Here is a 13,196-nt window from a genome sequence, read left to right on the forward strand (position 1 = left end):
GACTAAAGACGAAAAAAACGGTTGATCGACGATACCAAGCGAGAAGGCAAGCAACCTCTTGCACTGTACGCCAACTTCAGAACCGGGGAACGCACATACTCCACGGTTGTAAACAGCACATCTTCGCCCCGGAAATGACTTTTATAAAAGGTGTTCTTTCCCGCCCCGGCCAATAAATCGTAACTGAAAACCTCAGTGTCCCGGAACGCCCGCTCAATGGCATATCCCAGGTGTAGGGTTCCCAAAGATACCTTGCTGTTCAAATTCTCCATAAAACCCGCCTGAAGGTTATATACCCGGTTACCCGCTTGCACATCATAAAGCACAGAGACCACCTCTCCGTTGGCTGTCAACACAGACAAGCTGGGCCTCTGATTGCGAGAAAGACGGGCGAGCATAGCTTGATGAAAGCGAACAGCGTTCTCGTCAAAACACGGTTTCCCCCAACGCTCCCAATGAAAGTGGTTCAGTTGCTCAAGAAACCTCTGGGGATCATGACATTCCTCATATCGCCCCTGTAACGAGTTCTCAAACCAGTCACGGCGGTTATAGACTTTCAATCGGGTATTTTTGCCAAGGCGCGCCAACCAATCGGCAAACACCCCCTGCACCGGAATCACTACTCCGCCCGATTCACTCCGGACCAGGCGAGATAAATCCATACGGTCACACAGACTGGTCTCAACCATATTCATAGACCGAGCTGAAGCATCAGCGAAGATCATTTCGTCCCAATCAAGACCCGCAAGATAATCAGAAAGCGTATCCATCACCGATTGCTGTTGGCGGCGCTCAACGATCACGCCCACGTATTCTGTCCGAACCGTGGGACCAAGCTTCCAGGCATTGCCAACCACGTGCAGCCTGCGAACCTTCCATCCCAGCGGTGTGGTGACAGAGCTCAAGTATAGTGGCGCAATTCCTACAAGGTTTTCGTCGCCGTCGAATACTGCGAGAAGCAATAGCTCTAAATCGAGTTTATTGCCCCAGGTTTCCCACCAGGACACCTGCCAAGCCCAACTCATAAATAACGGGTCTGCATTGCTTGTGTTGAGCAGAGCGTCCCATTGATCCTGCAGGTTGAAAAAATCCCTCTCAAATAGACGGCGAACGGTATAGCTCATGTGCGCCTCCCTGCACCGGGAACAAACCCGAATTTGAAGGCAAACCTCCATGGCCCGGACCAAAAAGGATCCTGTCTAAGGGCGCGAAGAAGGCATTGAAAAGCCTGATCACGTCGGCCTACCGAAAGCTCATGCCGGCCTTTCCGAATTTGGAAATAGCTCAACCCCCTACGGGCTTCTCTTGGGGTGACCGACTCAGGAAAGGCTTGCAGAAAACTGTGAACAATCTGCTCGTTAGCTCGAAAGCGGCTGTCTTTGTCAGAGGAAATCTGGTTCTCCATTACCCGGTAATACCCCAGGATTTCCGGAATGTAGAGAAACCGATAACGAGTAGAGAATCGCAACCAAAGCCCGTAATCCTCTGCCAGCCGGTCTGCATTATCGAAGCCACCCATCTCGTCAAAACAGCGCCTTCGAGTCATGGTGGTGTTCATACTGACAAAATTGTCTCGCAGCAAATGAGGGGTTATGCGACCGGAATAGCGCTTCATTCGGTTAACGCCACGTTCCTGCCCTTCCCCGTCTATGACCATATAATCGCCATAGGCTATATCTGCCTGAGGATTTGCCTCGAAAGCCTTGAGCGTGCGTTCTAACTTGGTTCTGACCCAGGCATTATCAGAGTCAAGAAAGCAGATGAACTGACCTCGTGCTTCATCAATGCCCCGATTCCTGGCCACGCTCTGGCCCTGGTTCTTCTGATGCAGATACCGCACACGAGGATCTGAGAAATACTTCTTCATCAACTCAGCTGTACCATCAGTGGAGCCATCATCAACGACAATCAACTCCAGATCATCGAATGACTGTGAAAGCACACTCTCAACTGCGAATGGCAGATAATCCGCTCGGTTGAATGTTGGCGTAATGACTGACACCAAAGGACTCAAAGACATGACCACTTTACTTCCCTGTCTTGTTCAGCATTGTTGTTATTTCAGCGCTACCGCAAAGAGTGCGCGCCAGACATTCGACTCCGCAGGCGCGTACTTGAGTGCTTTCACAATCTCCTTTAGACCGGCGGCCTTCTCGCCAGTTGCTCCGAGGTAGCGGCCCTTCCGGATATAGAAATGAGCAAATCCTTTATCAAAATCCCTGGTACTCAGCGCCTCGGGATACTCACGCCGGAAATCGTGAATAATGGCTTCGTTAACTTTAAAGCGTTGGGTTTTATCTGAAGAAATCTGATCTTCCATCACACGGTACCAGGCCCAGTATTCCGGTTCATATCGGAATTCATACCGGGCAGAAAACCGCAGCCAGAGGTCATAGTCGTCCGCCACTCTTCGCTTACCACTCATACCGCCCATTTCTTCGAAGCAGCGCCGCCTGGCCATGGTCGTATTCATCGCAACGCAGTTATCCTGAATCATTCTGGCTGCAATTCGGCCGGAATAGCGGGACATGTTTTTCCGGCTGATTTCCTTACCCTGCTCATTGATAATCACATTATCGCCGTAGAGCACATCCACTTCCGGATGCTTTTCAAAAATACGAATCTGGTTTTCCAGTTTATCCAGGGGCCAGTAATTATCGGAATCCAGAAAACAGATAAACTCCCCAGCCGCCTCTGCAAGAGCAACATTCCTGGCCACACTTTGCCCCCGGTTTTCCTGTTGGAACAAACGTACTCTCTCGTCCTTGAGATAGGGCTGAAGCAACTCGACCGTGTTGTCCGTTGAGCCATCATCAACGATGAGGAACTCAAAGTGCGGATAACTCTGTTTTATGACACTCTCAACTGCTTCCAGGATGAATTCCGAACGGTTGTATGTCGGAGTGATAATAGTGACTAAAGGGTTTTCAACCGACATTCGCCGCCTTCCTTGTTCGTATCTTTTTCGTTCCAGTTTTCTCGAGCAGACTGCAGTAATTCACCATCGGAATCCCCCCCCATGATGAACCAACCTTGTATGCACTGCTGGGTCTCGGCTACAGACTCACTTTCCGGGGAGGCCCACACAAAAAACCTGGGTTGCTCGCGCCCCTGATAGAAACCGGCAGCTTTCATTACTTGCTTTAATTCCAGATCAGATGTCATTGCGGAATAAGACGACGCACCAGGCCAATTACTGAGTATTGCTTCAATAACCGCTGCTTTTATCCCCTTCGATTTGGCCGGCCCGAGGTAATCCACCAGGCGCACCTGTCTACCATACTCTCGTACCACTCCAAGAGCTTTCAGAGTGCGGCCTCGGTCTCTCAATTCTATAAACTGATAATTTGCAAACGGATGTTGCTGATATCGCCAATCCAGATAGCTCCAATTCCGCACTACTGCCTTGTCGTAGCCTTTTGCTATCGAATTCCACAGCGCGTCGATCTCATCTTTGGCCGGAAGCTGCTTTGTTACCGATATGGAATCCGCCATTGGAGGTGTTCTGCGGGTTATCAACTTTGTCCCGAATTGAAAAACCATCAATGCCCAGTCACGGAATGAACGGGGCTCTCGAATTCGCCTGAGAAAATGCACCTCGTTATTGGCTTGCCATCCCATCCGCTCCAGAACAATGGCGGCCACAGGACTGATACCAAACGACATTAGAATGGGGGAACGCTGCGCAAGCTCCACCTTGATCAGCCTACCAATGCCCTTTCCTCGCAGGCCTTGGTTAACCTTGAAATCGCAGCTCCACATCGCAGAAGTAGGCCTGCCCTCCCACAATATGGACACGGGAACCACAGCATTGAACCCGACAACGGAGCCTTCTTCTTCTGCCACCACGGGGGCAAAGCCCCGAGCCCGAGCCCCGGGATTATCCAGAAACTGGTAATCCCAGATATCACGCTTGAACGCTACATCAGAGAAAAGATTGAGTACCTGCTCCCTGTGTCGGTGCTCCTCGTAGGGTTTAATCTCAACCACCGGTACGCTCCAGCCAGGCAAGAAACATCAGAATGCCCCATAATTCTGCGGAATAATCTTCCCGTCCTTTCAGATGTTCTTGCCAATAGGCATGAACGACCAAACGATCAAGGTAATCTTGCTTATCGAACACCGAGGGCTGCAACAAAGACTCGGCCCAAGGACGTAATGGACCCCTAAGCCATTGTCCCACCGGCACTGCAAAACCCTGTTTCGGCCTGTCAACCATCGACTGAGGCACATGTCGGTAGAGCACACTTCGCAGTACCTGTTTGCCAATGCCGCCTTTCAGGTTATAGCTCAACGGCAAAGATAGCGCGAAGGCAACTACGTTGGGATCCAACATCGGTATCCGGGTCTCAAGGCTGCAAGCCATGGCCGCCCTATCCACCTTAACCAGAATGTCATCTGGCAGGTACCAATTCAGATCGCGCCACATGAGAGTTTTAAGGCTGTCTTGAGGAATGACATTCGGAAGATTCCCGCTCAAACCGTAGAGCGGCTCATTAACATTGCTCAGGAAACATTCTGGCTCGGTCCAGAAAGACACCGATTGGCGGTAGAATTCCGAGAGACTGGCGGCCGAGGCCAACGCTCGCTCCGCTTTCAGTCGATGGCGAATCGCCAGAGCCGAGCGCCCACGCTGCGAAGGTATTAGTGACCGAATAACATGCGCAGTTGGGCCCTCTGGCAAACGAGTGAGCAAACGTCGGGCAGCACCGCCAACACCGTTTCGCACCTGCCAACGTTTATGAACCGACGGATATCGGGAGTAACCGCAAAAAAGCTCATCGCCGCCGTCGCCAGACAGCGCCACCGTGACATGTTTTCGGGTCATCTCGCTGACAAGAAAAGTAGGCAGCTGCGAGGAATCCGCGAAAGGCTCGTCGTATAGATCTGGCAACCGTGGCACGAGGTCAAGCGCATCCTCGGGAGTTACGTACAACTCCGTGTGTTCGGTTCCCAGATGATGGGCAACCTGTGCAGCATGCTCTGCCTCATTAAAGCCCGGCTCATCAAAGCCAATACTGAACGTTCTCACGTTCTGGCTTGCACGGGCTTGCATAAGTGCAACCACGGTGGAAGAGTCGATACCGCCGGAGAGAAAAGCACCTAAAGGGACGTCCGATACCATCTGGTCTTCGATCACGTTCCCGAGTAAAGCCTCCAACTGGTCACTGGCAGCCTCAAAGCTTTCCGGCGCCCGGCTCTCTGTAAAGCAATCCTCAAGGCACCAGTAGCGCTGCGGTTCCGGTAACGTAGCCGGTGAGGATCCATCAAGAGGAAAACGAACCAGTGAGGCAGGCGGTAGTTTTAAAATTCCTCTGTGAATACTGATCGGTGCTGGTATCACGTTGTGCCGGAGCAACAGCGCCAGCGCCCCAGGCTCTACACCGCCTTGCCATGCAGGATGTACCCGAAGCGCCTTGAGCTCCGAACCAAATAACAGAGTGTTGCCTTGCCATCCATAATACAGTGGCTTTTCACCCATTCGGTCTCGGGCCAGAATCAGATCCCGGCTTTTCAGATCCACCAGCGCAAAAGCAAACATTCCCGAAAACTTCGGTAGACTCTCTTCCAACCCCCAACGCTCAATTGCGTGGAGCATCACTTCCGTGTCTGAGTGGCCCCGAAAGGTGCATCCCTCCTTTTCAAGCTCTGCTCGCAGCTGCCGAAAGTTATAGATTTCCCCATTGAAGGCAATAACAAAGCGCCCGCTCGCTGACGCCATCGGCTGCGCACCCGCCGGTGACAGATCCTGAATGGCCAGCCGCCTGTGCACCAGACCAACACCAAGCTCGGCCCTAAACCAAACACCGGCGTCGTCTGGGCCCCGGTGAATGATAGCCTCACCCATACGTTCCAGCGTCGTTTCGGGCCCTCGACCCACATCCCTGTTTACGAATCCTGCAAAACCGCACATGGATTAGTTCCTTCCTGCAATGCGAGTCAATCGAGCGCCCACGTAGTCTCGCTCTTCCCGATTCAACACCAGCAACCAAAAGGCCGCTAACCAACCCACACTTCCCAATATAGCGCCTAGCAAAATATGACCATATGAGTCGTATACCAGATATTCGCCGAGTCCCAGGATAATCAAAGCCATAAAACCGGCCGGCGCAACCCCCGGCAGCACAGACGCCCGCAGATATTGCCTAACCGGCAAGTCCAAATGCCGACAGGTATACCGAAGATACAGAGGCACAAAAATCAATCCCGGGACGACAGAGGCAAAGGCAACGCCCTCAAGCCCAAATGGATAGACAAGCACAAGGCTAAGTCCGATATTAAGCAATGCCGCCAATGGCGTAAGGCGAGCAAAAATTCCATGCTTATTAATGGCCGTAAGGTAACGGCTGGCAAAAGGATTTATGAATGGCAATATCGTAAAAAAGACCAGAAACAAGATGAGCCACTTAGCTTTTTCACCAAACTCGGGGCCTAGCCAAACTGAAATAAATGGCGCGCCAAGTAGTAAAGCGCCGGTCCCCATAGCAAAAAGCACACAGACGACGTAACGGGATGAAATAAGAAAAACTTGCCGAATTGTCTCATACTCATCCTTAGCACTGAGGCCACTAAACAAAGGCATAAAGGCATGGGTTAACGTCCATCCCAAACCTCGTATATGCTGCGTCAGGTTTGCGGGTATACTGTAGAATGGCACAGCTGCCGGTCCCAGAATTAAGCCGATGACCAGAACGTCTGTCGCATTCTCAACACGTGTTGCTATACCCTGAACAAACGACTTAAAGCCGAAGACGATAAGCTCCTTCAGCCTCGTCCAAGAAAACGTCTTCCACTGGGCGCGAATGGCACCGTAGGCTGGGCGCGAAAGAATCCACATAAACAGCAGATACTTCACAGTAAGACCGATCGCATTAATACCCGCGAGAAGCACCAACCCATTTTCCGGTGTAATCAGGGTATACAACAAAACACCTCCGATTACGGAATTCACGATAGTAATGTTGTTTTTCAGGTAGTACTTCTGAAAACCCTCAAGGTAACTTTCTGCCACATACCCGGGGAAGGCAATCAATAGATAAGCGCCAATAATTATCAAAAATAACTGGTACTTTTGATGAGGCGCACCCTCGGGCGCCAACGCCCCCCCGAACCAATATCCCCAGGAGAAAAAGAACAAAAACAGTAGCAAACCAACCAGGGCCATGAAGACAAGCGCCGACATGTATACAGCCTGAAGCGCGGTTTCATCTCTCTCTGCCAGATGCTTGGCGGCATAACGGCTGATAGCGGGGCGAAGGCCAAGATCAAGTATACCCATGTAGCCGATAACCGCTCCGATCATTTCCCAAAGGCCGTAATCGTATTCGCCCAGATTATGGACAAATATTGGGGTCATAATGAAAGTAATGACCAATTTAACGATCATCACCAAGATATTTGAGCCGGTATTGACCAATAAAGTCCGAATCACCTATCGGACTCCGGCTTCATCAAAACCCCTTTATAAAGGTGCGCCAATTCACCTGCGGTTTGGCTGACATCAAATCTCGAAGCGGCTTCTTGTCTGAATCTATCCGACTCAAGCTGAAAGAAGTTCTGATCCGCTACAAATAAGCGGATCTTATCAAGAAGTCCGTCCAGTGATCCGACCTCGAATACGAGTGCAGGAGAATCGGCGACCACTTCCTTCATTCCGATACAGTTGGATGCAATGAATGGTCGACCAGATACCATCACTTCCATCGGTAAAAGCGGGCACGCCTCCCATTTTGACGGCATCACAACGACATCTACACCTCGTATGGCCTCCGACATCAAATCTGTCGCTGGGAAGAAATGGAAGAATGGCTCCAAATCCCGGGACCGAATGTCGGCCTGCTCCTCTCTAATAAACCCACCCCAACCAAAACAGCATACGTGAACTGGCTTTCCAATACCCTCGCGATTCAAACTCTCGACAGCATTGACCAATAGGCCAAACCCCTTTTGAGCCATGAACCGCCCAAAAAAACCGATAACAAGAGCATCGGGAGGAATACCGGCCTCGTTGCGGAGATTCCTGACACTATTCCCTATAAAAGCCTCAGCTTTAATTCCATTCCGAATCTCCTTCACGCGTCCGCGGGAACCCAAAATGGGAAAGGTATCTATAAAATTCAAAGCCGCGTCCTCACCCACCGGATTTATGACATCTGCTAAGGAGAACAGGCTAGCCATTATCCGTTTCTTCAACTTTCCCACCAGACCTTGGAACTGTCCCGGCATAAATACATCGTGAGTCGTTATGACATGAGGTATACGGAGTATACGAAGCGGCAAAGCCGCAATCAGTCCCGCTGTAAACCCGTGGGAGTGGACTATTGCCGGCCTGACCTTTACCACCTGTTTCAAGAGCGCGAGGAATAACATAACCAGGTTATCAGAAGGCTGAGCAGATACTTTAACATTAGCTAATGGCCCTACAAGTGTTCGAAGCGCCTCGGACTCAGGTGTTACTAGGTTAAAGCTGTTATCTCGCAGAGATTTATCGCCATATACATAAGAAAAATACGTCCTAATTCCACCGCTCGGATGCCTGGCAAAAACTAAAACTCTCATCAATAAATCCTTTTATAAAACAAAATTCAGTGCTGGTGTGGTACGTTCACACTGTAATAGTCCGTAATTTCATGAAGTCTTTCATAATCTAGCATCACATCAGCTGAAATAGTGCCGACCATTACGAAGTTTTTCTGCTAGAGTGAAACGCCCATTTTCACTGATTTCTTCAATGGCACCAGCCTCTCTCATAGGGATCGACTTTTGTAACATCGCTAAACGGCCCAATGCGATAGTCAGACCGCCGAACAAGTACCAGTAGTACTGAGACAAACCCCAATAGTTAATGCTGTAGACTGCGTACATCCAAAACAAACAGATAAGTACTTTATTAAGGTTTTCATAGAAGGAAACTTTTGTCCTAGCGGTTCGGCCAAACTCTATTTGAAGACATTTCAGCTGCCTGAAGGCACGAAATAAAAAGACCATGAATATTGCAAACCCGATAAACCCGATCTCAATTAACAGCTCAGCATATAGATTGTGACTTGCCTGGCGTCGACCCAGTTTATGTGCTTTCGCCTCACCCGTTGTGCCAAGTCCATGCCCCACAACAGGCCGACTCAGCCCAAGCCGGAACTCCTGGATCATCCCTTGAATACGACCTTCGGCGGATGCGCCGCCTTCAACATCACGGTCAATAATCGAAAGATAGCGTTCCTTCTGGACGGGCGTCATTACGGAAAACGCTGTCACAATCGCCATTACGGCCACTCCAACAAGAGCAGTCTTGTGTCGTGATTCCTTGAAAATAAAAAAGCTGACGACCATCAAAGCAAGAAACGCACCACGCGACATAGTCAAAATCAGGGCATATAACAATAACGGCATCAAAACCAGGTAAAAAACTTTAAGCCTCCACCTTCCGGTCCATAGGAGATAGTGTAAAAACGGAATTACCGTAACGATCACAAACCCGAGCTCGTTAGGATTGATCACATCAGTCGGAGCGCCGGCAAGTCGGTTAGCAAACTCGTTGGTACTTAAATAGGTTGAGCTACCCCAGTATCCCTGGGTCAAATTCAAATATAGCGGCTCAAGTACCCGAACTACCTGACAAAAAACGAATATAACAATAAACCAGACCAGCCTTTTACGAGTATCTACAATCAGCGCAGTAAAAAATAAAAAGACAATAGCTTTAACAAAAGGATCCAAGTTATTCCGGATAACGCTACCTGGCCACTCCACAAGAGGCAGGCTTATCACTATGTAGGCAAGCAAGACAAATATAGGCTTGAAAATAGGATGCTGAAACTTCTCAACCAGTTTTTCACGCTGTAAGAATAGAGATAGCGCCAGAACAACCACAGCCACCAATGTAGGGCGGAGACTTGAATAGCCTGGTATCCGAACTGAAAAGCGAAGGAAAAAATCCAAAGTAAAATATAGAAAAAAGACAAACGTAAAGGAGCTGACCACCTGATCAGATACTTTTGCCTGCTGCGGTGTAGTTACCACCTTACCCGGCATAACCAGACACCGCACCACTCAACCCCATACGAACTTCTTTCCGAAGCCTCAACCCTATTAATTCGACGCCAGAAACAGACTTGAAAAACTGAAACATGTCATCACCACTAACATGGCGTCGCATGAGCATAGGCTCACGGGTTCCGAATGCATCCGGAAAGGCAGTTACAGCACCAAGAAACCCTGCTTCTTGGACAAGGCCTGGCAAAAAATCCCGGAAATCGGAGGGCTGCCCATTTGGATAGCAAAACGTTCGACATCGACCTCCCAGTCTAGCATTCAAGGCGTCTCGGCAACCAAATATCTCCTCTCTCGCCTGAGATTTGGTTACTCGCCCAAGCGACGGATGAGTAACAGTGTGTCCGCCAATCTCAATGCCATTATCCTGCATTTCTGAAAGCTCAAGCCAGTTCACTGGTTCGAATTCAGGGGGAATGGAATCAGGGAAAGTTTTTCCTAGCCCAGAAGCAAGCTGGTCAATAAAAAAATGCTTTTCAACGTCAGGTAAGGACAGTGCGTGATGGATCCATTGTTTCCAGTATAACGGACGAGTTTCGAAATCAACTTCTCCAGCTCCACTCCGAAAAGAGCCAATCTTTATTGCTTCCGGAATACGATCGACCTGGCTCAAGAGCCAAGTAATCTTGTCTGGCCACAGCCAGAGTCTACGGTCTATAAAGCCGGTGGTAACAAACAGTGTAGCGGGAACCTGATATTTTCTGAGGATTGGGTACGCATAATGATAGAAATCGCGATATCCGTCATCAACAGTGATGACAACGGCGTGACGTGGCATGTGCCCATGCTCACGTTTGTATTGCATCAAGCCCACCAAGGAAAAGGAGTTATAGTTCTCCTTGATGTGTCGAACCTGCTGCTCAAAGTACTTTGGGCTTGCCCAATCTTTAACTGGCGGATTGGAGAACCGGTGATACATTAAAATGCGTGGCTGCTTCCGGCAGATCTGTCTGGCTAATTGATAACCACCCCAAGGTCCCAGCGTGCGAATGGTTTTGGAGAACAAGCCCATACTGCATTACTCCTTGTTCAGCAGGGAGTCATAAAGTTCCTGATGCTGCTGAACCATCGTTTCCATACTGAAGCGTTGTCTTGCGGTAGATTTCGCATTTTTCCCTAAACGTTCACGGAGTTCACCATCCGTTACCAGTTTTTCAAGGCAAATAGCCAATTCATCCAAATTACCACACGTATACAAAAGCCCGGTTTCTCCGTGAGTTATCGCTTCCGGGTTACCTCCCACCGCGCTGCATACAACCGCTAAGCCAGCCTGCATATACTCCACCAATGAATTAGAAAAACCTTCGGAATCGGAACATAACAAGCCTATATCAAGCCCGGTAAGACACTCCTTTACATCACGCCTCGCTCCCAAAAAGTGAACGCGCCCCTCAACGCCCAGCTCTTTTGATGTCGCCTTGAGTGCCTTTGGATCTCCATCTCCAATAATGACCAGATGTAAAGCCGGAATTTCCCCTGGCAACGCCCCCAAAGCTCGCACTGCGTCTTCCAACCGTTTTATAGGCCGGATGTTAGCAACGATTACGGCAAATACTGCTTCTGGATACATCCGACGCAATTCCTTTAGATCAACAGGTATCTCCGGCTGCCTCTCCTCAAATACATAGCCGTTATAAATCACATGAGTGCTTGTCAGATCAAATGGCTCATGTTCGACAGTAACTTTCCTCACCGCTTGGCTATTAGTGATAGCCAAAGCAGCAAATCGTCCACTAAGATTCAACATCGCCAGATATTTTCGTGTGTACCAATAACCCATGTCCCGGCGGGAGATAATGGTTTGGATGCCCAGCATTCCGAAAACCGGAGGACAGATTACCGATGGATCATTAAAAAAAACATGGGCTACCCGACCTCCTTCCGAACGGAATTTCTTGGCAGCCACCCACAAACTTAACCAAGTTTTAATAGATAGCAAACGACTATGCCCAAGCACCTTCACCGCACACGGGAACTCGGCCGAATCTAGGTATTCGGAGGGCTTGAACACTAGAAGAGTTGGTTCAAACCGTCGCCTATCAAGCCCAGTGATTAATTGGTATAACTGCCCTTCCGTGCCAGCATGGGGATTACGAAAAAAATCAATTACAAATAGAATAGGTGTTGGTGGCGTAGAGCTACTCATGAATAGTCGAAACGCTCATCTCGGGGCGCTTAGCACCTTTTAGCCCTACATCGATCGCTCTTCTTGGGTCCAATAGTGAACAAGTCAGGAAGGAGAAAATTGCCTTTACGTACATCCGTTTTTCAAAGTAAACCTGCCCTAATCGGAAATACAATACGGCTCGGCGCCTCCGCAGCGTAGAACGTGGATATGGATACCGAGCCGCCGCCCGCTCAAGGATTTTGAATCCATTCTGCCAGCGAGTCAGCTTTCCATTTGCGCTAATCGTTCCACCGTGCTTTCTGTAATAAAAACATTCAACGCCGGAATATGCGATCTGGGATACCTCTGCGATCCGCAGCACAAAGTCGTGATCCTGAGCCGCCCTAAAGGTCTCTTCTAGTTGTCCAACCTTGGAAATCACGTTTTTTCGGAACATGCAAAGCCCGGGGGACACTATGTAGCAATCGAGTAAAAGTCGATTGGGGTCACTTTCCTCCTGATGGGTCGAGGGAAAAAGCTGATAGAGCCTCGCCGCCCCCTCGTCAACAGCGTACCCCTGACCATAAACCATACCAACCGACGGATTGTTATCCAGCACTTCAACGTGGCCTGCAAGCGCTCCTTGGGCAAGAAGGTCATCGCTGTCAAGGATTACAACATATCGCCCACTGGCATGGCGTAATCCTAGATTGATTGACGCTGACTGCCCGCGGTTCTTCCTATCTGTATGAGTGAAGACCTTCACTCGCGGATCGTCGATGCGGTTGAGCCACTCCCAAGTTCCATCGGTAGACCCGTCGTCAACGACTATGTACTCAAACTGCCGGTAACTTTGAGAAAGTACAGAATCTAACGTGGCGGGGAGCAAATCAACTCGGTTGAATGATGGAGTTATAACCGAAACTACGGGAAGCGAATCCTGATCCATGGAAAATACCTTGATGTTCGTAGGTCGCAAACTGATAGAAGCTCAATTGATACCAAGTAGTCAATGACCCAAAGTTACATTCTGATACAA

Annotated in this window: 11 protein-coding genes; all 11 read right to left on the reverse strand. The window is 49.5% G+C overall.

The features are described from left to right. Positions 1-2: 2 nt before the first annotated feature. Complete coding sequence (locus ACSSVV_RS01050) at positions 3-1,124, reverse strand: GNAT family N-acetyltransferase (RefSeq protein WP_454105399.1); 1,122 nt, start codon at positions 1,122-1,124, stop codon at positions 3-5. Further along, positions 1,121-2,020, reverse strand: coding sequence for a glycosyltransferase (locus tag ACSSVV_RS01055; protein WP_454105400.1), 900 nt, complete (start codon positions 2,018-2,020; stop codon positions 1,121-1,123). Before ACSSVV_RS01055 ends, ACSSVV_RS01050 begins: the two co-directional genes overlap by 4 nt. A gap of 36 nt (positions 2,021-2,056) precedes the next feature. Next, on the reverse strand, positions 2,057-2,938 hold the full coding sequence (locus tag ACSSVV_RS01060) for a glycosyltransferase (RefSeq protein ID WP_426373959.1): 882 nt from the start codon (positions 2,936-2,938) through the stop codon (positions 2,057-2,059). Then, positions 2,917-3,990, reverse strand: a complete 1,074-nt coding sequence (locus tag ACSSVV_RS01065) for a hypothetical protein (RefSeq protein ID WP_454105401.1) — start codon at positions 3,988-3,990, stop codon at positions 2,917-2,919. Before ACSSVV_RS01065 ends, ACSSVV_RS01060 begins: the two co-directional genes overlap by 22 nt. Further along, on the reverse strand, positions 3,983-5,914 hold the full coding sequence (gene asnB, locus ACSSVV_RS01070) for an asparagine synthase (glutamine-hydrolyzing) (protein WP_454105402.1): 1,932 nt from the start codon (positions 5,912-5,914) through the stop codon (positions 3,983-3,985). The genes ACSSVV_RS01065 and asnB overlap by 8 nt, the downstream gene beginning before the upstream one ends. Before the next feature lie 3 nt (positions 5,915-5,917). Then, positions 5,918-7,432, reverse strand: a complete 1,515-nt coding sequence (locus ACSSVV_RS01075; RefSeq protein WP_454105403.1) for an oligosaccharide flippase family protein — start codon at positions 7,430-7,432, stop codon at positions 5,918-5,920. Then, on the reverse strand, positions 7,429-8,559 hold the full coding sequence (locus tag ACSSVV_RS01080; protein ID WP_426373963.1) for a glycosyltransferase family 4 protein: 1,131 nt from the start codon (positions 8,557-8,559) through the stop codon (positions 7,429-7,431). Before ACSSVV_RS01080 ends, ACSSVV_RS01075 begins: the two co-directional genes overlap by 4 nt. A 99-nt stretch (positions 8,560-8,658) precedes the next feature. Continuing rightward, entirely contained in the window at positions 8,659-10,032 is a 1,374-nt protein-coding gene (locus ACSSVV_RS01085; RefSeq protein ID WP_454105404.1) for an O-antigen ligase family protein, read from the reverse strand. Next, entirely contained in the window at positions 10,022-11,062 is a 1,041-nt protein-coding gene (locus ACSSVV_RS01090; RefSeq protein ID WP_454105405.1) for a polysaccharide deacetylase family protein, read from the reverse strand. Before ACSSVV_RS01090 ends, ACSSVV_RS01085 begins: the two co-directional genes overlap by 11 nt. A 6-nt stretch (positions 11,063-11,068) precedes the next feature. Further along, a complete protein-coding gene (locus ACSSVV_RS01095) occupies positions 11,069-12,196 on the reverse strand; it encodes a glycosyltransferase (protein ID WP_454105406.1) in 1,128 nt (375 codons plus the stop codon). Continuing rightward, positions 12,189-13,106: a glycosyltransferase gene (locus tag ACSSVV_RS01100; RefSeq protein ID WP_454105407.1), complete on the reverse strand. Its 918-nt coding sequence runs from the start codon at positions 13,104-13,106 to the stop codon at positions 12,189-12,191. The genes ACSSVV_RS01095 and ACSSVV_RS01100 overlap by 8 nt, the downstream gene beginning before the upstream one ends. Between the last annotated feature and the right edge of the window lie 90 nt (positions 13,107-13,196).

The organism is Marinobacter sp. MBR-105 (assembly GCF_053628895.1).

Bases quoted from the DNA above. Each gene is read 5' to 3' on its own strand.
- ACSSVV_RS01060 (WP_426373959.1), bottom strand. From the start codon at position 2,938: ATGTCGGTTGAAAACCCTTTAGTCACTATTATCACTCCGACATACAAC.
- ACSSVV_RS01055 (WP_454105400.1), bottom strand. From the start codon at position 2,020: ATGTCTTTGAGTCCTTTGGTGTCAGTCATTACGCCAACATTCAACCGA.
- ACSSVV_RS01050 (WP_454105399.1), bottom strand. From the start codon at position 1,124: ATGAGCTATACCGTTCGCCGTCTATTTGAGAGGGATTTTTTCAACCTG.
- ACSSVV_RS01100 (WP_454105407.1), bottom strand. From the start codon at position 13,106: ATGGATCAGGATTCGCTTCCCGTAGTTTCGGTTATAACTCCATCATTC.
- ACSSVV_RS01095 (WP_454105406.1), bottom strand. From the start codon at position 12,196: ATGAGTAGCTCTACGCCACCAACACCTATTCTATTTGTAATTGATTTT.
- ACSSVV_RS01090 (WP_454105405.1), bottom strand. From the start codon at position 11,062: ATGGGCTTGTTCTCCAAAACCATTCGCACGCTGGGACCTTGGGGTGGT.
- asnB (WP_454105402.1), bottom strand. From the start codon at position 5,914: ATGTGCGGTTTTGCAGGATTCGTAAACAGGGATGTGGGTCGAGGGCCC.
- ACSSVV_RS01085 (WP_454105404.1), bottom strand. From the start codon at position 10,032: ATGCCGGGTAAGGTGGTAACTACACCGCAGCAGGCAAAAGTATCTGAT.
- ACSSVV_RS01080 (WP_426373963.1), bottom strand. From the start codon at position 8,559: ATGAGAGTTTTAGTTTTTGCCAGGCATCCGAGCGGTGGAATTAGGACG.